23 protein-coding genes are annotated in these 24,277 nt (G+C 42.8%); 6 read left to right on the forward strand and 17 right to left on the reverse strand.

Annotated features, from left to right (window positions below; genetic code table 11):
- Positions 1-85 precede the first annotated feature (85 nt).
- Complete coding sequence (locus tag F9817_RS18100) at positions 86-493, forward strand: H-NS family histone-like protein (RefSeq protein ID WP_161157572.1); 408 nt, start codon at positions 86-88, stop codon at positions 491-493.
- A gap of 170 nt (positions 494-663) precedes the next feature.
- On the opposite strand, the gene F9817_RS18105 is transcribed toward F9817_RS18100, so the two are convergent.
- Positions 664-1,968: an inosine/guanosine kinase gene (locus F9817_RS18105; protein ID WP_161157573.1), complete on the reverse strand. Its 1,305-nt coding sequence runs from the start codon at positions 1,966-1,968 to the stop codon at positions 664-666.
- A gap of 430 nt (positions 1,969-2,398) precedes the next feature.
- On the opposite strand from F9817_RS18105, the gene mnmA reads away from it, so the two are divergent.
- The 3 genes from mnmA (at position 2,399) to purB (ending at position 5,588) form a co-directional block, all read left to right on the forward strand.
- On the forward strand, positions 2,399-3,517 hold the full coding sequence (mnmA, locus tag F9817_RS18110; protein WP_161157574.1) for a tRNA 2-thiouridine(34) synthase MnmA: 1,119 nt from the start codon (positions 2,399-2,401) through the stop codon (positions 3,515-3,517).
- A gap of 21 nt (positions 3,518-3,538) precedes the next feature.
- Positions 3,539-4,156, forward strand: a complete 618-nt coding sequence (gene hflD / locus F9817_RS18115) for a high frequency lysogenization protein HflD (protein ID WP_161157575.1) — start codon at positions 3,539-3,541, stop codon at positions 4,154-4,156.
- 61 nt (positions 4,157-4,217) lie between these two features.
- Positions 4,218-5,588 (forward strand): adenylosuccinate lyase, encoded by a 1,371-nt coding sequence (purB, locus tag F9817_RS18120; RefSeq protein WP_161157576.1) that lies wholly within the window; start codon positions 4,218-4,220, stop codon positions 5,586-5,588.
- 92 nt (positions 5,589-5,680) lie between these two features.
- On the opposite strand, the gene F9817_RS18125 is transcribed toward purB, so the two are convergent.
- From F9817_RS18125 to htpX, 9 genes are all read right to left on the reverse strand, one after another.
- A complete protein-coding gene (locus tag F9817_RS18125; RefSeq protein WP_161157577.1) occupies positions 5,681-6,229 on the reverse strand; it encodes a DUF3833 domain-containing protein in 549 nt (182 codons plus the stop codon).
- Positions 6,229-6,759, reverse strand: coding sequence for a chalcone isomerase family protein (locus F9817_RS18130; protein WP_237476288.1), 531 nt, complete (start codon positions 6,757-6,759; stop codon positions 6,229-6,231). The genes F9817_RS18125 and F9817_RS18130 overlap by 1 nt, the downstream gene beginning before the upstream one ends.
- Positions 6,760-6,773: 14 nt before the next feature.
- Positions 6,774-7,271, reverse strand: a complete 498-nt coding sequence (locus F9817_RS18135) for a DUF2878 domain-containing protein (RefSeq protein ID WP_268982047.1) — start codon at positions 7,269-7,271, stop codon at positions 6,774-6,776.
- A 4-nt stretch (positions 7,272-7,275) separates the two neighbouring features.
- Positions 7,276-8,517, reverse strand: coding sequence for an SAM-dependent methyltransferase (locus tag F9817_RS18140; protein ID WP_161157580.1), 1,242 nt, complete (start codon positions 8,515-8,517; stop codon positions 7,276-7,278).
- Positions 8,511-9,290 carry a DUF1365 domain-containing protein gene (locus tag F9817_RS18145; protein WP_161157581.1) on the reverse strand — a complete coding sequence of 260 codons (780 nt, stop codon included), beginning with the start codon at positions 9,288-9,290 and terminating at the stop codon, positions 8,511-8,513. Before F9817_RS18145 ends, F9817_RS18140 begins: the two co-directional genes overlap by 7 nt.
- Positions 9,290-10,567, reverse strand: a complete 1,278-nt coding sequence (locus tag F9817_RS18150) for an NAD(P)/FAD-dependent oxidoreductase (protein ID WP_161157582.1) — start codon at positions 10,565-10,567, stop codon at positions 9,290-9,292. The genes F9817_RS18145 and F9817_RS18150 overlap by 1 nt, the downstream gene beginning before the upstream one ends.
- On the reverse strand, positions 10,564-11,307 hold the full coding sequence (locus tag F9817_RS18155) for an SDR family NAD(P)-dependent oxidoreductase (protein WP_161157583.1): 744 nt from the start codon (positions 11,305-11,307) through the stop codon (positions 10,564-10,566). The genes F9817_RS18150 and F9817_RS18155 overlap by 4 nt, the downstream gene beginning before the upstream one ends.
- Positions 11,304-11,723: a nuclear transport factor 2 family protein gene (locus tag F9817_RS18160; RefSeq protein ID WP_161157584.1), complete on the reverse strand. Its 420-nt coding sequence runs from the start codon at positions 11,721-11,723 to the stop codon at positions 11,304-11,306. Before F9817_RS18160 ends, F9817_RS18155 begins: the two co-directional genes overlap by 4 nt.
- Before the next feature lie 203 nt (positions 11,724-11,926).
- The gene (gene htpX / locus F9817_RS18165; RefSeq protein WP_161157585.1) at positions 11,927-12,793 is read right to left on the reverse strand and encodes a protease HtpX; all 867 of its coding nucleotides are present in this window, start codon (positions 12,791-12,793) and stop codon (positions 11,927-11,929) included.
- A 469-nt stretch (positions 12,794-13,262) separates the two neighbouring features.
- On the opposite strand from htpX, the gene F9817_RS23875 reads away from it, so the two are divergent.
- A complete protein-coding gene (locus tag F9817_RS23875; RefSeq protein WP_202436517.1) occupies positions 13,263-13,427 on the forward strand; it encodes a hypothetical protein in 165 nt (54 codons plus the stop codon).
- A 79-nt stretch (positions 13,428-13,506) separates the two neighbouring features.
- Here the strand turns inward: F9817_RS23875 and bioD are convergent, their stop codons facing one another.
- From bioD to bioB, 4 genes are read right to left on the reverse strand one after another with little or no spacing between them, the layout of a single operon-like run.
- On the reverse strand, positions 13,507-14,220 hold the full coding sequence (gene bioD / locus F9817_RS18170) for a dethiobiotin synthase (RefSeq protein WP_202436518.1): 714 nt from the start codon (positions 14,218-14,220) through the stop codon (positions 13,507-13,509).
- Entirely contained in the window at positions 14,196-14,996 is an 801-nt protein-coding gene (gene bioC / locus F9817_RS18175; RefSeq protein ID WP_161157587.1) for a malonyl-ACP O-methyltransferase BioC, read from the reverse strand. The genes bioD and bioC overlap by 25 nt, the downstream gene beginning before the upstream one ends.
- Positions 14,986-16,146 carry an 8-amino-7-oxononanoate synthase gene (bioF, locus tag F9817_RS18180; protein ID WP_427916723.1) on the reverse strand — a complete coding sequence of 387 codons (1,161 nt, stop codon included), beginning with the start codon at positions 16,144-16,146 and terminating at the stop codon, positions 14,986-14,988. Before bioF ends, bioC begins: the two co-directional genes overlap by 11 nt.
- Positions 16,133-17,185, reverse strand: a complete 1,053-nt coding sequence (gene bioB, locus F9817_RS18185; protein ID WP_161157589.1) for a biotin synthase BioB — start codon at positions 17,183-17,185, stop codon at positions 16,133-16,135. The genes bioF and bioB overlap by 14 nt, the downstream gene beginning before the upstream one ends.
- A 108-nt stretch (positions 17,186-17,293) precedes the next feature.
- Here bioB and bioA point away from each other — a divergent pair, with 108 nt between their 5' ends.
- Positions 17,294-18,592, forward strand: coding sequence for an adenosylmethionine--8-amino-7-oxononanoate transaminase (gene bioA / locus F9817_RS18190; protein ID WP_161157608.1), 1,299 nt, complete (start codon positions 17,294-17,296; stop codon positions 18,590-18,592).
- Here bioA and F9817_RS18195 read toward each other — a convergent pair.
- The 3 genes from F9817_RS18195 to serS form a co-directional block, all read right to left on the reverse strand.
- Positions 18,582-19,541, reverse strand: a complete 960-nt coding sequence (locus tag F9817_RS18195) for a glycosyl transferase family protein (RefSeq protein WP_161157590.1) — start codon at positions 19,539-19,541, stop codon at positions 18,582-18,584. The two genes, bioA and F9817_RS18195, sit on opposite strands and share 11 nt — an antisense overlap.
- Before the next feature lie 343 nt (positions 19,542-19,884).
- Positions 19,885-22,620 carry a nitrate reductase gene (locus F9817_RS18200; protein ID WP_161157591.1) on the reverse strand — a complete coding sequence of 912 codons (2,736 nt, stop codon included), beginning with the start codon at positions 22,618-22,620 and terminating at the stop codon, positions 19,885-19,887.
- A 280-nt stretch (positions 22,621-22,900) separates the two neighbouring features.
- A complete protein-coding gene (serS, locus tag F9817_RS18205; RefSeq protein ID WP_161157592.1) occupies positions 22,901-24,208 on the reverse strand; it encodes a serine--tRNA ligase in 1,308 nt (435 codons plus the stop codon).
- Between the last annotated feature and the right edge of the window lie 69 nt (positions 24,209-24,277).

The raw sequence follows: 24,277 nt of genomic DNA on the forward strand, positions 1-24,277 counted from the left end.
TATTAATTTCAATTTGAATGTTGTCAGAATAAATATCACGGTTTAGAATTACGTTGTTATTTAAATTATTTAATGGGAAACAGTAATGTCGGAAGTAACGAAAACTCTACTGAATATTCGTAGCCTACGTGCTTACGCTCGCGATTTAACTCTAGAACAACTAGAAGAAGCATTGGATAAATTATCCACTGTTGTTGAAGAACGCCGTAAAGCAGAAGAAGAAGAACGCGCAGAACGTGAACAACAAGAAGCAAAACTTTCAGCTATTGCAGAACAAATTGCGGCTGACGGTATTGACGTTGATGCTTTAATTTCAGCACTAGCTGGCGAAACTAAAAGCAAAGCAAAAGGTAAACGTGCGCCTCGTCCACCTAAATACAAATATATAGATACTAATGGCCAAGAAAAAACTTGGACAGGTCAAGGTCGTACTCCTTCTGTAATCCAGAAAGCGCTAGATGAAGGCAAATCTCTAGAAGAATTTGCACTTTAATCTCAATCTCTTTTATAAAAAAGGCTTCCATTGAGAAGCCTTTTTTTTGTCAATTATTTTGACAATTCTAATATAAGTTTTAGTTAATTTATCAAATTAGTTTGAATTAAGGGAACCATTCCTATTTTTGAAACCGTTCCCAAATTAATGACCTTATAACCTATCAGGAATTATCTTTCCCAATACGATTCTTCTAAACTGTCTTCTCTCTCAGGTAAACCTTTTGATAAACGTGGAGAATGTTGAGCGAGTACTTCATAACTTGCTCGATTAGAATATTTACACACTTGTGAAAAAGAAGAATAGGTCAAGAATTCATGCTGGTGCTTACTTGAATTAGGCACAATCTCTTTATGGTATTTATTAGCAGCCATATCGTGCAGTAATGCCGATAAAGCAGCGTCCCCTGCTCCATTGGTATTTTTAATTTGTTCAGGCCCCCCCATATAAGGAGCGATATGCGAATACACTTTTATCGGGTTTCGGCAGGTTATCTTCTTCGCAGGACGGCTAAATTCAAAGCGATTAAATTCAGGAATAGAACCCGGTAGTAAAGGCAGAGAGGTTTCACGTTTACTTTCATCTTCTGTATATCCGGCCATAAATAATCCGATTGGTCCGGCAGTACACAATACTAAATCGACCCACTCTAACGCTTTATTCGCCGCCATTAAAGGATCATGCTCACCCGTTAAAGCTTCCGCTTCATCTTCATTCATAGCGACAACTGACACGTGCTCATTTAAAAAGTCACGCCAGAATTGTGGATCATCTTGAATAACAAACTTAGTTCCTAACGTTAATACAACGGGAACATGATGTTTTTTTGCGTATTCAATCGCTCTCATCGTTGCAAGTGGCATAGGATCGCCTTCTTTACAACGAACTAAATACGCCGTTAATACTAAGGCTGACGCATTTTCGAAAATAGATTCAGGAATATTATCTGCATGCAATTGGTTCATTTGACCTTCACTAATTGCAAACGTTCGCTCTCCATCTTCTGTAATTAATGCAAAGCAGCGTCCAATTGCTCCATCAACACCTTGTAGATAATTTAAATCCACACGACTTGAGGTATTACACAAATAGCGATATCCATAACTGCCTATTTTAATGTCATTGCTCATTACTCCAAGTAACGTTGAGCGATCATCCGCTAATACAGAATAGTTATGCAGCGTATTACCAATAGTGCCACCAGCGTATTCATTAGTAATGAGTTGTTTTGTTTTTAATTCGTTATAAAGTTTTTCAGCAGTAACATCGTCAAGGACTAACGAATGCCCTTTACTTAATCCATAACGTTCAATTAATTCGCTTTCGACTCGTGCTTCAATATCAACCAATGTCTGATCAATACCTATTACGTGGGTACTCGACAAATTAACTTTTTCTTGTGCTTTAACAACTAATGGATCACGAGCGTGAACAGGAAAATAATGTTTTGACTTACGCCGGCCTGGAAATTTCATAATACCCTGCAATTCAATCTAGACAGATAGGGAGGGCGATTCTACATCGCAGTCTGATTCACGACAACTCACTGTATTATAGCAAACGATTTCATGATGAAAATTTTCACGATGCTGAGTTAAGTAACCGATTACAATAATAATTGTTTTCATTTAGATATATATTTATATCAACTGTTATTTCATTTAATAATAGATGTAATATCTAATATAGCTACAAATGTAATAGTACCTACCACATCTCATATTTGTATCGACTTTGTATCGACACCAAGACTTTCACATCAAATTTGCCAATTTTGTCAGCCACAGGGTGGTCTTATCACTGCTTTTATCCGACGAAACTACGCTATAACGTACGGAATCAACTGTCCTCAATTTTTTCTTTCTGTTAGAATCTGGCTCCAAGTTAATTTAGTGGTATTAAGTTATGTCAGAGAACCTCAACGCAAACAGTCAGAAAAAAGTGATTGTCGGCATGTCAGGTGGTGTTGATTCGTCCGTTTCTGCTTATCTTCTTCAGCAACAAGGCTATCAAGTAGAAGGCTTGTTCATGAAGAACTGGGAAGAAGACGACGGTGAAGACTACTGCACTGCCGCGCAAGATCTTGCCGATGCGCAGGCTGTTTGTGACAAACTTGGTATCCATTTGCACACAATTAACTTTGCTGCAGAATACTGGGACAACGTGTTTGAATACTTCCTTGCAGAATATAAAGCAGGACGTACTCCGAACCCAGACATATTGTGTAACAAAGAAATCAAGTTCAAAGCCTTCTTAGAATTTGCTGATGAAGTGTTGGATGCCGACTATATTGCTATGGGGCACTATGTGCGCCGTACATTCCCAGAACATGGGGAAAAAGCACAGTTACTTCGCGGCCTGGATGGCAATAAAGACCAAAGTTATTTCTTACACGCATTAACGGAAGCTCAAGTTGCTCGTAGTTTATTTCCTGTCGGAGAACTTGAGAAACCTGAAGTGCGTCGTATCGCTGAAGAGCAAGATTTAATCACAGCGAAAAAGAAAGACTCAACAGGGATCTGTTTTATTGGTGAGCGTAAATTCACTGAATTCCTTTCGCGCTATTTACCCGCTCAACCGGGTAAAATCGAAACGCCTGAAGGTAAAGTCATTGGTGAACACCAAGGTTTGATGTACCACACTCTCGGTCAACGTAAGGGTCTTCATATCGGTGGTATGAAAGATTCTAGCGATGAACCATGGTACGTCGCTGAAAAAGATCTTGAGCGTAATGTGTTAATCGCAGTTCAAGGTGCCGATCATCCCCTTTTGAAATCTAAAGGTTTGATCGCGTCTCAGGTGACTTGGATTAGCCAAGAACCTTTGCAAGATACCTTAACATGCACAGTAAAAACTCGTTATCGTCAAACGGATATACCATGCGTAGTGACCCCACTCGATGATAATACCGTTAGAGTGATATTCGATGAACCGCAAATTGCCGTTACACCAGGACAGTCCGCTGTCTTCTATCAAGGTGAAGTTTGCCTTGGTGGCGGTGTGATTGAAGAGCATTTGTCGTAACCGTAACTTAGGAGTAATTACGTGGCTAATACACTTTATGACCGTACAATTGCTTTTGCTGGGATCTGCCAAGCAGTAACATTAGTCCAGCAGACTGCAAGAAATGGTCAATGTGATTCAGACGCGTTTGAAGTTGCACTCCGTTCAGTTCTATGCATGAACCCAAAAAACACACTTGATGTTTTTGGCAATGAGGCCAACTTAAAAGTTGGCCTTGAATGCTTAGTGAAAGGCATAGACAGTACACCAGCAGGCAGTGAAATTACTCGCTATGTAATTAGCCTGATGGCATTAGAACGTAAGCTCACTCGTCGTCGTGATGCCCTATCACAACTTGGTGATCGTCTTGATACTTTAGAACGTCAAGTCGCTCACTTTGACCTTCTTGATGATCAAATGATCAGCAATTTAGCTAGTGTTTATCTTGATGTGATCAGTCCTATTGGTCCTCGTATTCAAGTCACTGGCACCCCTTCTGTATTACAACAACCTGCCAACCAAAGCAAAGTTCGTGCGCTATTATTAAGTGGAATCCGCTGCGCTGTTCTTTGGAGCCAAGTTGGTGGTAAACGTCGTCACTTAATCTTCGGCCGTAAAAAAATGGTTGAAGAAGCGCAACAGATCCTTAAGAGAATCTAAGCCATGACGTCGTCAAATCTTATTCACTCTCAACCTTAACTCATATATTCAGGAGAAGAACATGGAACTGTCAGCATTGACTGCTGTTTCACCGGTAGACGGCCGCTACGGAAGTAAAACGATTGCGTTACGCAGTATCTTCAGTGAGTATGGCCTCCTAAAGTACCGTACTATCGTTGAAATACGTTGGCTACAGAAGCTTGCAGCCACAGCTGAGATCGCGGAAGTCCCTGCCCTAAGCGATGAAGCGAAACAATTCCTTGATAATATCGCAGCAAACTTCAACGAAGAAGACGCAGCTCGTATCAAAGAAATTGAACGCACCACTAACCACGATGTAAAAGCGGTCGAGTACTTCTTAAAAGAGAAAGTGGCATCTGTTCCTGAACTACACGCAATCAATGAATTTATTCACTTTGCATGTACGTCTGAAGACATCAACAACACTTCACATGCGTTAATGCTTAAAGAAGCACGTGATACAGTGTTCCTTCCTGAAATTCGCAACATCATTGATGCGATTAAAAAACTTGCACATGATTTCCGAGACATTCCTCTATTGTCGCGTACACACGGCCAGCCAGCTTCTCCATCAACTATGGGTAAAGAAATGGCAAACGTGGCGTACCGCATGGAACGTCAATACAAGCAGATCGCTAACACTGAAATTCTAGCTAAAATCAATGGCGCGGTAGGTAACTACAACGCTCACCTTTCTGCTTACCCAGATTTAGACTGGCACAAATTCAGTGAAGAGTTCATCACTGAATCACTAGGCGTAAACTGGAACCCATACACCACTCAAATTGAACCGCATGATTACATTGCTGAACTATTTGATGCTATCGCACGTTTCAACACTATCTTGATCGATTTCGATCGTGATATCTGGGGTTATGTTGCACTGGGTCACTTTAAGCAAAAAACCATTGCTGGCGAAATTGGTTCTTCAACCATGCCACACAAAGTAAACCCAATCGACTTTGAAAACTCAGAAGGTAACCTAGGTCTAGCAAACGCGGTCTTGACTCACCTAGCACAAAAATTACCTATTTCTCGTTGGCAGCGTGACCTAACTGACTCAACAGTTCTACGTAACCTTGGTGTTGGTGCTGGCTACTCAATCATTGCTTATACTTCAACATTGAAAGGCATCAGCAAGCTAGAGATCAACGAAGCAGCATTAGCTGATGAACTAGACCACAACTGGGAAGTTCTTGCTGAACCAATTCAAACAGTGATGCGTCGTTACGGTATCGAAAAACCGTACGAAAAACTGAAAGAGCTAACTCGTGGTAAACGTGTTGATGAAGCAGCAATGCACGCATTTATCGACGGTCTAGAACTACCAGAAGATGAAAAAGCTCGCCTAAAAACAATGACTCCAGGTAATTATATCGGACAAGCTGTTGAATTAACTGACAAACTATAATTCTATTGGATAGTTTGACTTTGAGTTAAAGGGGCTGCATATGCAGCCCCTTTTCTTTTAATTGGTCACTATTCGATACCGAATCATCCCTATCACTCCTTACTGAAAAACAGTGTCACCTTCCCCACTTCCACGCCCCATTTCGTAATCGAGGTTAAATTAAATAAGTGCTTGTCATCCTGACGATACATCCAATCATCGAAATGCACTTGGATTTCTCTTTCATCCGTTTTTAGCAAAAAATCGTAACGCCAACGTAACGCATTCCCGACTTCCACCCCAGTTGCATTGCCAATGATATCGGCTGCTTTACCGATATAGGTTCCATCATGATGACGAGTTATGGTCCACAGCCGACCGTCAGTTTCACCATCATCATAAAGAAACTGCTCATCCAGCGTTAATATGCCATCATTCACCGTACCAGTGATCACGACATGAAAGCGGCGCGTTTGTTGGTTGGTGTAATCTTGTACCATACCCCAAGCTTGAGTCTGCCCCGTAAAATATTGAAACAGATCAAACCGAGGTGATGTGCCTTTATAATCATTGATATCTGCACTGCAACTGGTTATCGATGCAATAATAAGAAACAGGCCGATCCAACGGAATGCCTTAAATGATGAGCGAATAGCAGTCATTATTTTTCCCCGATCAACTGTAAGCGTAAATCTGGATATTCAGTATTAGTGGCAAGCCAAATTCCCAAAAATGCTCGATCCAATTCAGTATCGTTGATGGTGCCAACAAACTGTAATGTCTGTTTAACAGGATGGAAGTAGAGCTTGCCTTGCCCACCTTGACTGACATAAATCAGTTGATCACCCTTAACTACAGATGGGAATAAGGTGGCAAGGTAGTTTATCCAACGATCAATCAGCGATTCGTTATAATCCATCTCTAACCACTGTTTACGTGTTGCTTTGAGTAGTTCTTGTGCGGAAATTTTGCGCTGGTATTCAATTTGTAAGGCTGCGGTTTTCCCTTCTCCATGATAAATACCATCAGGCGTTCTTAATGTTGATCGATAGACATCGAACCAAAACCATGTGAACTCAGCCTGCCCAACAATCGGCCATGATGCCCATCGATTATCTGCAACCTGTAATTGCAAGCCATCAAATGTCTTGGGCGATGAAGCAAAGCTCGTTGAACTGACTAACAACAGCATCACTAAAAAAACCTTTATAGACGTTGTGTACACCACTTATATCGCTCCTCAACAAACACTAGGCACAAGGTAACGACACTCCATTGCAAAAAAAGTATCGCTAATGTAACAGTGAGTGAATAGGTAAATGTAACGGCACCGAGTTCTAATCCTGCATAATAACTGGTGACGCCGCCTAGCCCACCAACCATTGCCATCAATAGCTTAGGCCAACGTGATAGTACTGGCACCAGAAAATGGCAGTACCAAGCAAACGCAATCCACACACTCATCAACCAAATGGGAAATCCATCTGCGGCGAAACGAAACAGGTCAAAATGGATATTGAGTCCATCCAAACCAATGCCCAGTCCACTAAAGATGACAAGATGCCAACACCATTTTCCCCAAACGATGTGTAATAACCATGTACCGACCGCTCCGCCGAGCGCCCACCATTGCCACTCTGTTTGCCCCATCACACAGAGGAACCACAGTAATTGGAACCAAACCGAGGCGCAAAACACCACCATCGTATTACTGCGGGCGCTCTAAAGTCATATGAATGACCGAAATCGTGCGTGCACGAAACCCTCCTTCACAGTAACAAAAATAGTAACGCCATAGGCGAATGAACTTTTCATCATAGCCAAGAGAACGAATCGTATCTAACTGCTGTTCAAAGCGTTCGCGCCAAGCGTGGAGAGTTTTGCCATAATCAAGGCCAAAGTCATAAAGGTCACGGACTAAAAAATCGGTATGGTGTGTTGCACAACGAGTCAGCGCAGTAATGGAAGGGAGAAAACCACCAGGGAATATATATTTTTGAATAAAATCAACATTGCTACTGTAGTAATCGTAACGTTGGTCAGCAATGGTGATAGCCTGAATAGCCATTTTACCACCAGGTTTGAGGCGCTCTTGGCACTGATGCAAGTAGCTTGCAAGATAACGTTTACCGACTGCTTCAATCATCTCTATCGACACCAATTTATCAAATTGTCCATCCAATAACCGGTAGTCCTGTTTAAGTAAGGTAATACGATCGCTCAATCCCGCTTGGTTAATTTTCTCTTTTGCGTACAGATATTGTTCTTCTGAAATGGTCGTGGTTGTGACCTGACAGCCATATTCCTGCGCCATATAAATCGCCATCGCTCCCCAGCCAGTCCCTATTTCTAACACTTGATCATCGGGCTTTAGATCTAACTGTGCACACAGCCGCTGCATTTTATTTACCTGGGCTTGCGTAAGAGACTCTTCTTCATGAAGATACAAAGCGCTGGAATACAACATGTGATGGTCAAGAAACGTTTCATACAAATCATTTCCAAGATCATAATGATCCATGATATTACGTTTCGCTTGCTTAACTGAATTGTGTTTAAGCCAGTGACCAAGCTTAGTTAGCCACTGTTTTATCTTGCCCGATTGCTGTTCGACACTGTCTAACATCGTGAGGTTTTTGGCGACTAATTCAACGACAGCCGTTAAGTTCGGACTATCCCATAACCCTTCGATATAGGCTTCTGCACCACCGATACTACCGCCACGCAATACACGTCTATAAAACTCAATATCATGAACATGAATTTCAGCTTGAAGCTCAGTTTGTCCAGCACCAAACAACACAGTTTGCGGTTCTCCTGATGCAAAATATTCCACGATAGATAAAGAGCCAACATTAAGTCTTGCTAACCCTTTCAATAACAGTGAACGCGCTCCTTTTTGCATCAACGTTTCTTTTTTTGGTAAGGGCATTGAGGAACTGCTTAACATGAAGGATTCTCCTTATCTTGCTTATCCGTTTTTTTAGTGCGATTGGGATGATCGTATATTGGGGCACCTTTCCACCATAATTTGCATGCTTCCCAGTAAATCCCGGCCATAACCTTAACCGTCATGATAGGTGTACGTAGCAACAGACGAATTAGTTCAGTTGATTGGAAAGGACGCGCGCTTAACAACATCGTTGCATCGAATTCTTTTTGATCTCGATAACAGGCTAAATGAATAAACAAACGCTGTTGAAGTGGTTTTAAACGCCAATGATATTGCTGTTGAATTGGGTTAAAAGGTGACACGTGAAATGCCTTATTGTGCACCCAATTTTCTCTATGCTCACCTTCATCTGCGGGTATCGCATAATAATGACGCTCGTTCCATGGGGTATTACTTACTTCGGCCAATAAGTATTGCCACACATCGTTTTCATCATATATGTAATAAAAATTAACCGGGCTAAAATACAGCCCGAGGTAACGTAAGTGCAACACTGCCGACACTCGTCCAGAAAAACGTTCACCGGTCAGTTGATACACTTTATCGAGCACAGCTTGTTTTAAATCGCCGTTCCCCACATAATCACTACGCTTGAGTCTCGCCCAATGCCACCAGCGTTCTCCCAAGCCCCACACCCTTGATTGGAGATCGGGCCATTCATCCAGGTCGATACATGGCATGAACAGTCCATATTTTAGTGAGTGCTTAATCGGCACATAGCGGCTGTGCTTTACTTCACCAACAAATAAGTGACTATGCTTGATAACCATCAGGCTGCCCCTTGCGTATGTTTTGCATCAAACTGAGCTTCTAATTGCGCGACAACGTCTAACGCACTTCGCACGCCATCTTCATGAAAACCGTTATACCAATACGCGCCACAAAACCAGGTATGTTGCGCACCATTAATCACAGCCCGTTTACTCTGTGCAGCGATAGCCTCGATGGTAAATACTGGGTGCTCATAGGTAAATTGACGCAGAATTTTACTTGGATTGATCGCTTCGGTGCGATTGAGTGTGACGCAAAACGTTTGTGGTGCACGAATATGCTGCAAAATATTCATATTGTACGTAACAGCTGGCAGCCGGGCCTCTTCCCCTTGTTTTCCCTCTAACCAATAATTCCATGAAGCCCAGGCACGATGACGTTTAGGCAAAAGATCAGTATCAGTATGCAACACCACTTCATTGGGCTGGTAGGTCAGCGAACTCAATAGATTGGTTTCGTCTGTGGATGGATCATCAAGCATTGCCAAGGCTTGATTACTGTGACAAGCAAATATCACTTCATCAAATCGTTCTTTCACCCCATTACTGACCACTTCAACCCCCAGTTGCCCTCTAATGACGCGAGTTACTGGACTATTGAGCCGTATTTTATGCGCAAACCCTTTGGTTAACGGTTCAATATAGCTTCGAGATCCTCCCTCTATCACATACCACTGGGGACGATTAGTAATATCAAGCAGGCCATGGTTTTGAAAAAAGCGGAGAAAGAAGTCCAATGGGAAATGGCGCATATCTGCCATGGTTGATGACCAAATGGCTGCCCCCATGGGTAAAATGTAGTTTTCACAGAAGTAGTCACTAAATCCATTCTTTAACAGAAATTCACCTAACGTCGAGTAACGTTGGTGAGTTTTGGCTGACTCTTTAGCAAGCTGATTAAAACGCAAAATTTCACGGATGAAACGATAAAATGTCACATTAAACCAATTGCGTTTCTGCGCAAATAACGTGCTTAGCGTATGACCGTTATACTCCAACCCATTACTATCATTACGGACACTAAAACTCATTTGAGTTGGACGGCGCTTAACCCCAATGTCATCCATCAAACGGATGAAGTTAGGGTATGTGCGATCGTTATAGACAATGAACCCAGTATCGATTGCATATTGCTGTCCTGCGACCTTGATATCAACCGTTGCGGTATGACCCCCAATATAATCATTCGCTTCATAAACAGTCACATCATGATGAGTATGTAGATAATACGCCGATGTTAATCCTGATATTCCTGAACCGATAATCGCAATTTTCATTTATTGCTCCCCTGCTCGCGGATCAAATTCTTCATTAACCTTTGCTGCCATGAGTAAGGTAGCAGCGCGATAAGTCTAATCATGGTTGTAAAAACGCGAGGTACATAAATGTGTGGTTTACCTTTAGCGAGGCCCTTTCGGATGCCTAGTGACGCTTGCTGTGCTGAAATCATCATTGGCATAGAGAAGGTATTTTGGGCAGTTAATGGCGTTGCAACAAACCCGGGATAAACCACTGAAATATCTACATGACTCGGACGCCATGCCACTCTTAATGCTCGAGCCAAATAAGTAATTGCCACCTTTGATGCCCCATAAGCTTCTGCGCGAGGCATAGCCAGTTCCCCTGCGATAGAGCTTACAATGGCAACCCTATTCCCTGCGCGTAAAAGAGGTTGAATGCCTTCAATACAATTAACAACACCTTGAAAGTTAACCGCCATAACTCGAGAAATTAGGTCGCTATCAATAATACCGTTATCAATATATTCACAGACCCCAGCATTCAAAATCCACAATTCAGGTTCAAAAGGCAGGCATTGCAACGCTTTCTTTGTGTCATCGGTGTTGGTCACATCAAACGCTAACGGAGTGATATTAGGAGCAATCTGCTGTAATTCATGCAGCGCCTGTTGGTTACGACCACACGCTATTACCTGTGCACCTTCCTTGGCATAGTCCGTCGCAAGTTGTTTACCGATACCTGAACTAGCTCCAGTGATCAAAACCTTGAGGCTCATTGTCCTAACCTCTGTTTAATGGTTCGAATGATCGCGCCAACGCAAGGTATGTTTTCGTAAACCATTTCACCTAAATCAAAATAATCACGATGGTAAATAACTTTGTCGTGCTCAAAACGAATATGCGAGACCCCTTTCACTGAAATAGTCGCCCCCCCCTTGAGCTTTGGATGCTCTAATGCCATTGTCCAGACCAAAAAACCTCCATTGCCGGTTTGATGAGCTTCATGAATCGTAAAGCGGCAACCGGTAACATTGAGATATAACTGCTCAAAATAATGTTCGAGTGAAGAAAGTCCATTAATCTGATGGGCTGCATCTTCAAAAACGATATCAGGGTGATAGATTTGCGACAGGGTATTTAAATTACTTTTACCGAGCTGTTGATAAAACTCCGCGACCGATTGAACATCCATGCTTAACCTCAAGCTTATACAAAATAATCTTCGTATAACTGATTTTAAAATTAGTTCAGCTACACGAGTTGCACAAAGAAAAATGAGTAACTTGTGATTGATGTTTACGATAATGCTGGAAAAAAGATCAGTGAGTAAAGAAATGACTAGCAATAAAAAAGCCAGCATAAGCTGGCTTTATAGAATTAATGTGTGTCGGTTAATTATAAACGACGTAATGCATCAATTCGTTTTTCCAATGGAGGGTGGCTCATCAGTAACTCAGTTAAACTGCGTTTACCGTTAATGCCAAATGCCATCATAGATCCTTCCAATTGAGATTCATGGCTCATTTTCAAACGCTCTAGTGCCGCAATCATTTTCTGCTTACCCACTAACGAAGCTGAGCCTGCATCCGCATAATATTCTCGGCGACGGCTATACCACATGGTAATAAAGCTTGCTAGGAAGCCAAACACCAACTCCAATACCGTCGAGACAAGGAAATAAACCATAAAGTTATTACCGCCCTCACCCTCTTCAGAGTCGCGGCTAGAAATAATATTCGCCACAAATCGCGACAAGAAAATCACGAAGGTGTTAACCACGCCTTGCATCAAGGTCATAGTCACCATGTCACCATTGGCGATATGACTTATCTCATGAGCCAACACTGCTTCTGCCTCATCGCGCGTCATGCTATGCAATAACCCTGTTGAAACCGCCACGAGAGACTCATCGCGTTTGGCTCCAGTTGCAAAAGCATTCATATCAGGCGAATCATAAATTGCGACAGTCGGCATTCCAATACCAGCTTGCTGAGCTTGACGGCTCACTGTTTGCACTAACCAGTGCTCCATTTCATTACGTGGGTTCTCTATAACGGAACCCCCAACCGACATAAGCGCCATTTTCTTTGACATCAATAGCGAAATGAACGCGCCACCGAAACCAAATATTGCAGCAAAAACCAGTAATCCGGTCAGACTACCTGATTTCATTCCGGTCACGGCGTAAACAATATTCAAAACAACACTTAGCACCAATACAACAGCAAGGTTGGTTGCTAGGAATAACAGGATTCGCTTCATTAACTTTCTCCAGATAAGACAGCTTTATTGTTAGCATTAGCACACTTAATTAGCTGAAGTGCACTGAACAGCTTTTATAGTTCTCTAATACATATAGTCTTAAATTTAAAAAACAAGGTTAAGCAATAACTTGCAACAATTAGTTACTAATCAAGTAGAAGTGTAAACTCATCTCTTTAATCGGCAATACTATCTCGAGTGACATCAAGAACCGAACCGCATTCTAAATCGAAAATTCATACACTGCATTCATAAAAAATGATATGCACATCAAATTGATGCAACACCTACTACTTTAGTCGAATTGAGCAATCTTACATCGTTATCTAAATTAAAAACTGTGTTTTCAAACTATGCCTGTTTATCATTTTGATTCAAACAGGCTAGCCTCAAGGTAAATCAGTAATGATCAATCTTGCTGATTTACTATGGATGTCTTAAGGATACTTGTCTCACTAAGGAAACGATCATGGCTGAAATGAATAATTATCAAATGGCAATCGATTTACTGCGCTGCCACTTAGGGCTCACCGAAGAAGAAGCTAAACATCAACTTGGTTTAGACAAAACAAAAACGGTTGAGAAAAATGATACGTCTGGTGGTATTAATTGGTTGGATTACTCGGATGAGTAGTATTTACATACGATAAATTTCAATTGAAAAGGCCCTGAGAGACAGGGCTTTTTCTCGATTCCTCTAGAGATAGGATAAACTACGCGATAATTTCCTCTACAAGCGCATCTAGGTGGATATATTTGCCCAAATCTTGTCTTCTTGCACTTAAAAGATAAGGAATCTCTCCAAGTTTAGGGGCGCCTAAACGCTGTTCTAAAATGTCGATAATATCCGCGTAATGTTCAGTACCGGGATTGATTCGGTTAGCAACCCAACCCGCTAACTCTAACCCATCAGCTTTAATCGCTTCTGCGGTTAAAAATGCATGGTTTAAACACCCTAATTTAATACCAACAACTAAAATAACCGGGATTTTTTCCTTTTTTACCCATGCAGATAAACACTCGGTTCTCGAAATAGGCACACGCCATCCACCCGCGCCCTCTACGACAACCACATCGGCTTTCTTTTTATTCTCTTTTAAAGCCGAACTTAATACTGAATATTCAATACTGATATGTTCGTAATCAGCAGCAATATGTGGTGATGCTGGCAACTCAAGGGCATAAGGGTTCACCTTTTCATAGGGTACCTCTTGTGTCGCCGCTTTCATGAGTTGCAATGCATCATCATTACGAAAGCCCTCGGTGGTTTTCTCACATCCAGCGGAAATGGGCTTATAACCGACCGTAGTTAATCCTTGGGCAGCAAACGCCTGAAGAATCGCTTTAGACGTCACTGTTTTGCCTACATCGGTATCCGTACCCGCTATAAAAAATACATGACTCATCGAAGAATAACCCCTAAACAAACTTGATAGGTAGCAGGCAATACACCGTCATCATTTTTGAACTCTTGATATGACTCTTCTAATCGAGCCAAAACCTGCTTATTGAATGCTGCCGTGATACGACCCGGAACGTGGTTAGCACCAATTCCCTTAAGATCTTTCATCAAGGAAACTGCAGTGTTATACCAAACCGTCATTGCTTGAAAGTTTAGAGTAGTGTCGAAATTGCCAGATTGCGCTAACGCAATTTTTACCTGATTAGCCGATAGGAAATGATTAATGTGTTGATATGAATCAACTGTTGACCATGCGATTTTTAACTCGTTGAGTGATCCATCCACCAAAGTAGAAAAAAAGCCTTTCCCTCCCTTTCTAAGTATTCGCTTTATTTCTTTCAATGGAATAGCGAGATCATCACACCACTGTAATGCTAAATTTGAGAAGACATAATCAATACTGTTATCAGCGAAAGGCAGTAGCTCAGCATCAGCAAGGTGATAACTCATCTGATTATCGCCACAACGCTCTTGGGCTTTAGTCAGCATATGGGATGATAAATCAACACATATCACCTGTGCTCCCCGACATTTCAGTTCAGAAGAAAAGTAACCGGTGCCACAACCAAGATCGAGTACACGCCGCCCTGTCAGATCATCAGGAACCCGCTTTAATAGTTCGCGACCTACATCGCGTTGAAAATGGGCATGGTTATCATAGTTATCTGCAGCTTTTGAAAAGGATTTCGCCACTTGTTGTTTATCTACCGAGACGGTTAACACATTAGAATTACTCGTCATTTAAGGCCTCTTCATACAAACTTTCTAATACTCGACCAAGAGCAAAAACTTGCTCGGTAGTATGTGATGCATTAAGAGTAATCCTTAAGCGAGCACTTCCTTTTGGTACAGTAGGAGGCCTTATTGCTGTGGTCCAAAATCCTTTTTCTTTAAGGGAATGAGACCATTCCATCGCTTGGATATTATCTCCAACAATAAAAGGCTTGATTGGCGTTTCGGTGGCCACATAACCGGGTAAATGACTCGTCGCTTCACAATACGCTTGGTTGAGCTCAGCGAGATGTTCTCGACGCCACGATTGAGTCTGCAACATAGTGAGCGAATGCGATAGCGCATAAGCTTGCGCCGCTGGCATTGCGGTTGAATAAACATAATGACGAGCAAATTGCAGTAGATATTCAGTCACTACATGGCTCGCTAACACAGCGGCTCCCGATATTCCCGCCCCTTTACCAAAAGTAACCACCAAAATATCAGGACTTATCCCTGCACGAGCACAACTTCCTCGACCATCGGGACCCCAGACGCCAAGGCCATGAGCATCATCAACCATCAGCCATGCTCGGTCTTTTGTTTGCTGCATCATCTGTGCGAGTGGCGCTGCATCACCATCCATGCTAAATACGCCTTCAGTGACAACAAGCGTGTCTTCTTTCTCCGGCAGTAAGCGTTGTAAATGCCCAAGGTCATTATGTTTAAAACGGCGCACGGTCGCGGTAGATAACATACCTGCTTCAATTAATGAGGCGTGATTAAGTTTGTCTTGTAAAACTACATCATCCTTTTCTAAAAGAGTCAGTAACACTGCTTGGTTAGCACTAAAACCCGAGTTAAATAGTACTGCACCTTCAAATCCCAACCATTCACATAACTGATCGGTTAATCGGGCGTGAGCTGGACTGAATCCAGTCACTAGTGGCGATGCACCACTGCCACATCCGTACAAGCGAATGCCCTGTTGCCAAGCATCTGCCAGCTCTTTAGAGCTGGCTAACCCTAAATAATCATTACTTGAGAAGTTAATCGCTTGCCCCTGATTAGAGGCAATTACCTGCTCTTTCACTCGTTCAAGTACCACTGGGCTGCGAGTCAATCCTTGTGCTTCACGCAGCGACAATGCCTCTTGAATGCGCTGTTTAAAGACTGGCATCATAAAATAGATCATCCTTACTAGGGCGAGCTACAACACGTTCAATCACTTGATCTAATAGTTCATTAGCCGTGATGTCATCCGGTTTTTGTGCCACTTCATGCCGATTAATACCGAGCTTTTTAAATAGTTGTAAGTCACTATCCTCATTCGGATTAGGCGTTGTTAGCAATTTACAGCCATAAAATATTGAGTTAGCACCCGCTAAAAAACAAAGCGCCTGCATTTGTTCATTCATCTTTTCTCGCCCAGCAGATAGGCGCACCGCAGAAAGTGGCATCATAATTCTCGCTGCAGCGATAAGGCGAATGAAATCAAAAGGATCAACGTCATCAGCATTTTCTAACGGTGTACCTTTAACTTTGACCAGCATATTAATCGGTACACTTTCTGGCGGAACGGGCAAATTGGCGAGTTCGACTAGTAAGCCAGCCCGATCTTTCTGGCTTTCCCCCATGCCAATGATGCCGCCAGAGCAAATCTTCATTCCCGCATCACGCACATGCTCTAAGGTATCTAAACGGTCTTGGTAGGTACGAGTGGTAATAATTTGACCGTAATACTCAGGGGAGGTGTCTAAATTATGGTTATAGAAATCTAACCCTGCTGCCGCAAGCTCCTGTGCTTGGTGTTCATTAAGCATGCCTAGAGTCATACACGTTTCTAAACCTAGTTTTTTCACGCCAGTGATCATTTGCTTGATATAAGGCATGTCGCGCTCTTTCGGATTCTTCCACGCAGCTCCCATACAAAATCGGGTTGATCCTGCTTGTTTCGCTTTTTGCGCCGCTTCCAGCACTTGCTCGACTTCCATTAAGCGCTCTTTCTCCACCTGAGTCGTATAATGCGCACTTTGTGGGCAGTACTTACAATCTTCAGGGCATGCACCTGTTTTGATCGATAACAGGGTACTGACTTGTACATGATTATGGGGATGATAAGTCCGATGTACGGTTTGAGCCCGATAAACGAGCTCCATAAACGGTAAATCGAGTAACTCAGCCACTTCAGAAACAGACCAGGTATGACGAACTTCCACGTGTAATTCCCTAATTTTTTTAGTTTTCTTGTTGGCTAGTCTATAACTAACCGCTAAACTGTCAACCAAATTCAATATTTAAGGTTTACAAGTGATCTCATTATGACAATTGATTTGGACTTTGATCGCCAACATATCTGGCATCCTTATACCTCGACCGTTGAACCACTCACTTGCTACCCCGCTCACTCGGCGCAAGGTGTATATATTTATCTTGAGGATGGTAAAAAACTGATAGATGGGATGTCGTCATGGTGGGCTGCCATTCACGGCTATAGTCACCCTCGCTTAGTCAACGCTGCCAAAAATCAAATTGATAAGATGAGCCATGTCATGTTTGGCGGATTAACACATCAACCAGCCATTGATGTCTGTGAAAAATTACTTGCGTTGACACCCGAACGTCTAGATAAAGTATTCCTCGCAGACTCGGGGTCGGTTGCCGTTGAAGTCAGCCTAAAAATGGCATTGCAATATTGGTATAGTCGCGGTGAATATCGCCCACAATTTCTGACAATTAGTAAGGGATATCATGGTGATACATTCGCAGCGATGTCAGTCACCGACCCTAATAATTCAATGCACAGTATGTATAAAGGCTTTTTGCCTCAACACATTTTTGCTGATGCGCCGCAATTAGGATTTGGGGATACGTGGGATTACCGCGATATCGAAAGTTTTGCTGACCAACTACGGGATAATCACCACAAGATCGCGGCGGTCATTCTAGAACCTATCGTTCAAGGGGCAATAGGGATGCGTATTTACCACCCGCAATTTTTGACCGAAGTTCGCCGACTATGCGATCAATATGGTGTGCTACTAATACTCGATGAGATTGCCACCGGATTTGGTCGAACAGGGAAATGTTTTGCATTCGAACACGCAAACATCGTTCCAGATATACTCTGTGTAGGAAAAGCGTTAACGGGTGGGTTTATGACGCTATCTGCAACGATCACCACGACAAAAATTGCTGATACAGTCAGTGGTGGCAAAGCGGGTTGCTTTATGCATGGCCCAACCTTTATGGGGAACCCTTTAGCCTGTGCAGTTGCGGCTGAGAGCTTAAGTATGATAAGTGAGGGAATATGGCAGCATGAAGTACAGCGCATAGAAAACATTTTTGCCGATGAACTCCCCCGTATTAGCCAGCATCCCCAAGTTAAACATACCCGCTGGATTGGTGCCATTGCCGTGATTGAAACTCACCACCCTGTCAATATGGAAATGATCCAAGCACTATTTGTGGCTAATGGCGTCTGGATTCGTCCATTTGGTCATCTTATTTATTTAATGCCTCCATTTATCAGCCAAAATGAGCACATTTATGCGCTCATTTCAGCGATTGAGCTTGCGCTGAATACGTCAGAGTGCTTTAAGCCAATCGCAGCTACTATTGATTAATTAAATCAACATAATGCTGCCACATTTCGAGTGCTTCATCGTAGGCTTTATTGCGATCTTGATATTCGGTAAACAGCAGAGCCGCTACCGTAGAAACAACGCTATTTGCCATTGCGATATGCTGATCTGTCGGTGTGCCTAATTGACATTGAATAGGTGTCGATAATTGTTCACTATAGCGCTCTTGCCAGTAATGTTCTTCAACGCCTTGCGGCGTACTCACATAGAGAGTTTGGCTAACCTTGGGATTATATTCAGCTTCTCCAGATTGGCCTTTGATTGAAATAACCGTATGAGAGTTCTGCCCTACTTCATTTTCAACTTCAGCATGTAAACGAGCAAAACCGGGATGGAAGCTACCACGAATGCCATAAGTGCCACCACCAGGATTTAAGGTACGTACCACCGTATTGATTGGCGATTTCAAACCAAACTTATGCTTCCAATTCAACATATGTAATGCTTTAGGGGCAAAAGCATGGAGTGGCAGATACACAATGTTCCCTTGAAGGAATAACTGTTTTGCATCTTCAGCCGACTCTGCCACTGGAATACCCAACGCCACTAAATAGGGCTCAGCATATTCGCGTTCCACAGCAGGATCGTCGTAACCATGCAATAACACCTTTTTACCTTGCTTTGCCAATAAGGTAGCGGCAATCAAATACCAAGGTAAACCGGTCGCAGCGCGTTTTCCCGCATAAACTGGCCAGTCAATATCACAGCCAATAGCAGGAATTCGTTGCTGGAACGCTTTTACGAAGCCAGCAATTTCTTGTTTTGATTCATTTTTAACGCGAATGAGCATTAATAAAACACCCATCTGGTCATCATCAACCTGACCATTTAAATAGTCATCCATCACTTGATAGGCTTGTTCAAACGTTAATGATTGACGACTACGCTCCCCACGCCCAACGGTGCGAATGCATTCCACTATATGACTCATTAGTACCTCAAGATAATTCCCTTTATGGTGATACTTATCGCAGACAGTAACCATACTTTAATCAGGGTTTTATTGTTATTACGCCATAGTTTGTCTGTTTATAGGGGGAGTTGCAATGAAGGTTTAACACTAATTTCTTCTTAGATATACCAGAATCGCAGCCATTTTTATGGCAATAAAAAGGCGCAGCTTCAAAATGAATTCTGCGCCTTTGACAACAAGTTATCTTTAATCAAAGTAAGTAATGCACAACGCGTACCAACATCCACGTATGGAAATACAAGCCTTATTGACAATACTCTATTCCAATCGCCCCAATTTGGTGCAATAAAGCGCCAAAAAGTTACTGAGATTTACTTTGGTTAATATCCTCATCAGAAGGTTCGCGACCGATCGTCACAAATTCTTCAATTAAATCGTCATCGCTATCACCGCGCAATATCTCTTCTTCGACTCTCTCTGCTTCTTGTTGAGCCAGTAACTCATCTTCAATGGGCTGAATTAAGGACTTCAATTCAACTAAGCAAGACCCACAGTTGGTCCCACACTTAAGATTTTGCTGAAGATCATTTAACGAAACTTGATTACTTTCTGCTATTGCTCCCAAAATATGATGATCTGTCACTCGATAACAAGCACAGATCAGGCGGCGGCGTACTTTTGAACTGGAAAAGGCCATTAACGGATCAAGCGCTAGTGGTTGCCCAATTAGCGCAACACCTTGTAGATAATCCATTTCAATTGGCGCATCCGACACGGCAAGCAAGCCAGTAATTCTCATCAGCCCAAGTGGTTCATCTCGTTTTACCGTGATCATCATCCAGCACTCGTCCAGTTCCCAGCGTAAAATCTTCTCACCGCGAATCAAACGAAAGTCATCTTGGGTCAGCTGTTTTATATTGGCAAAACGCCAAATGCCACAATGATGTTCCTGCTGAAAACAGCGATAATCGCTACTTGGTAAAGGGCGCTCATGACCGATATACAATCCATATGAGCCCATCTCTACCGCTTCAATTTCTACTGGCCAAGATTTAAAGGCCGGCTGTCCGGAAAGATCATCAACTTCACATCCAATCGCACGATTCACGTTCGATTTTCCGCCATAACGATTTGCCCAGTGAATAGACATGAACAATTGCTGACCGCGTAAACCATCATCTACAGCGACACGGGCGTATACAGGGGCAGAATATTTATCACGCCGAATTTGAGCAATATATCCCGGCGTTAAATAGAGCCGCTTTAGGCTAGCTGAATTTAGATAGACAGTGGGTTCGACCTCATTAGAAGCTAAGCGAGGGATTGAGCCAGTTCGGGTCATGGTATGCCATTGGTCGCGATGTCTCCCTGAATTCATCCACCACTGATCATTATTCACCTCTGGCGGAGAAACCCAGACAAAACGGGCGCGTCCATCTGGTGTAGAGAAAACACCGTCAGCAAAAGGGCGTTTACTATCAAAAGGCCACGCTCGTGGTTGCCAAGTAGAATATTGTTGATCAGTGATACCAGCCAAGCGCGATAAATGAAACTGATACGGACTGGTTTCATTAATTGCGGTGAGTCCTGCATATTCGCGAAAAATAGCCGCTTCGTTAGGAAACTCAAATCCATTATGCGTCGCGAGTAACTCACACAGTTTTCCGCCGACTTGGCAAATAGACCACCAATCCGGTTTGGCCATGCCAGGTGCGGAGGTAAAAGCACGCTGCCGGCTTAATATTCGGCCAGCATTCGTCACCATTCCGCGCTTTTCTCCCCATCCTGCAGCTGGCAAGACGACATCAGCGTACTCGAGCGTGTCACTATCAGCGCTAATATCAGACACAATGACGCAAGAGCAGCGACGTAATATTTGTCTGACTTTGTCGCTATCTGGCATTGAAATAGCTGGATTAGTACCAATAATCCACAGCACTTTGATCTGTCCAGCTTCGATAGCATCGAACATATCAATCGTTTTTAAACCTGGTTTATTGGCAATAACAGGCGATTGCCAATAATCTTGGACTGCTCTGGTAGATTGCGGATCGAACCCGCGATGCACCGCAAGTTGAGTCGATAGTACGCCAACCTCTCTCCCCCCCATCGCATTGGGTTGACCAGTTAATGAGAAAGGTCCACATCCTGGTTTTCCAATTTTTCCAGAGGCTAGATGGCAGTTAATGATTGCGTTAGCTTTATCTACCCCAGTTTGAGATTGATTCACCCCTTGGCCAAACATCGTAATAGCGGTCAGACTGGTCATAAACCAATCATAAAACTTACGTAAATCATCCCATTCGACATTGAGATTGGCACCAATCGCATGCAGTTGATATTTCACTTCTTGTAAATGGCGCCATACATCGCCAAAGCCATCAGTACTTTGTTTGATGTACTTCGAATCAACCGCCCGATTGTCGATCATGTAACGTAACAGGCCATTAAATAGCAACACGTCGCCTTCACTTTCAATGCATAAATGCAGATCAGCTTGACGAGATGTCACAGTTTCACGTGGGTCAATCACCACCAGCTTGAAATTGGGGTTGTTGGCGCGCGCCGCTTCAATACGACGATACAATACCGGGTGCGTCCAAACAGAATTAGCCCCCACTAAAATGAGCATTTCAGTCTGTTCTATATCATCGTAATTAACCGGAACCACATCTTCGCCAAAAGCACGAATGTGGGCCGATACAGCCGACATCATACATAGGCGAGTATTCGTTTCGATATTGGACGAGCCAACAAACCCTTTCATCAGCTTGTTCGCAACATAATAATCTTCGGTCAATAATTGTCCCGATAAATACATAGCCACCGATTCAGGACCATATTGAGCAATCGCAGAGAACATCCGCTCCGCTATCTCATCGGTGGCCTGCTCCCACGATACTTCTGTACCTTGAATTGTCGGCACAAGAAGGCGCCGAGGTGATTTAACACACTCCGACAACGCTGCTCCTTTTGTACAAAGTAGCCCTGCATTGGCCGGATGTGATTCATCCCCAACGATATCTGTTCGTTTGATTTCAATTCCGCATCCGACCCCACAATAAGGACACGTGGTTTTCATTGAATCTTTGGACATAAAGAGGCCGCTGAATCTCCTGAGCGAAAAAGACTACTGTTTTTATGGGAACGAATATTTGTACTAATGAAATGTCACATTCACCCATTTTTTATTGTAGACGTCGATTGACGACTTAGGGTATTGCGGGGAATGTTTTAATGTACGGGGTAACTATATCGTTGGGTTATAGGAGTGAAATACCTCTATGGAGGTAAAAATCAAAAAAGCCAACGCTAGGCGCTGGCTTTAAACAAAGTCAATATCACTTAAGGGCGATTCATATTACCCAAATGTGTGATTAACCAATGTGAGTTTGACCATTCATATACTTCTGTAGAACTTGTGGAATCTCTACACGGCCATCTGCTTGTTGGTAGTTTTCCAACACAGCAACCATAGTACGACCTACAGCCAAACCAGAACCGTTTAACGTGTGTAGCAATTCAGGTTTTTTCTCGCTTTTACGACGGAAACGAGCTTGCATACGACGCGCTTGGAAATCCCACATATTTGAACATGAAGAAATCTCACGGAATGTGTTTTGCGCAGGAACCCAAACTTCCAAATCGTAAGTTTTACGAGCACCAAAGCCCATATCACCCGTACATAGAACGACTTTACGGTAAGGAAGCTCAAGAAGTTGCAGCACTTTCTCAGCGTGACCAGTGAGTTCTTCAAGTGCGTTCATTGAATCTTCTGGTTTCACAATTTGAACTAATTCGACTTTATCGAATTGGTGCATACGAATCAAACCACGTGTATCACGACCGTAAGATCCTGCTTCAGAACGGAAACATGGTGTGTGAGCGGTCATTTTAAGAGGCAGTTGATCTTCCTCTAGAATTTCGTCACGAACCAGGTTAGTCACTGGCACTTCTGCAGTTGGGATCAAAGAAAGACGGCGTAGTTCTTCATCATCAACTTTTTCAGTGAGTGGTTCTGTGTGGTAAAGATCAGCGCCAAATTTTGGTAGCTGACCAGTGCCGTACAAGCTGTCTGCGTTCACTAGGTAAGGAACGTATAGTTCTGTGTAACCGTGTTGCTCTGTGTGCAGGTCCAACATGAATTGTGCGATTGCGCGATGCAAACGAGCAAATTGACCTTTCATTACTACAAAACGTGCACCGGTCAATTTGGTTGCGCTAGCGAAATCTAGCCCATCACCCATTTCACCGAGATCAACATGATCTTTCACTTCAAAATCGAAAGTTTTTGGTGTACCCCAACGTGAAACTTCTACGTTGTCGTTTTCATCTTTACCATCCGGTACTTCATCCGCAGGGATATTAGGGATGCCAAGTGCGATTGAATCGAGTTCAGTTTGAACAGCGGCCAATTCCACTTTTTTGGCATCCAAATCGTCACCTAAAGTGCCGATCTGTTTTTTGATCTCTTCAGCGCCATCTTTGTCGCCTTTAGACATCAATTGACCAATTTGTTTGGAGATGGAGTTACGCGTGGATTGTAAATTTTCAACTTCGACTTGAATGGATTTGCGTTTCTCTTCAAGTGTACGAATAGTGTCTACGTCGAGCTTATAGCCACGACGCGCGAGTTTTGCTGCTGTTTCATCCAGCTCAGCACGAAGTAATTTAGAATCCAGCATTGCTAATCCTATGCTTTATTTGATTAACGAAAAGATACACTTGCGCATTTTTTGACCACGCAAATGTAT

The sequence above is a fragment of the Vibrio eleionomae genome, assembly GCF_009874545.1.
Classification (GTDB): Bacteria; Pseudomonadota; Gammaproteobacteria; order Enterobacterales; family Vibrionaceae; genus Vibrio; species Vibrio nitrifigilis.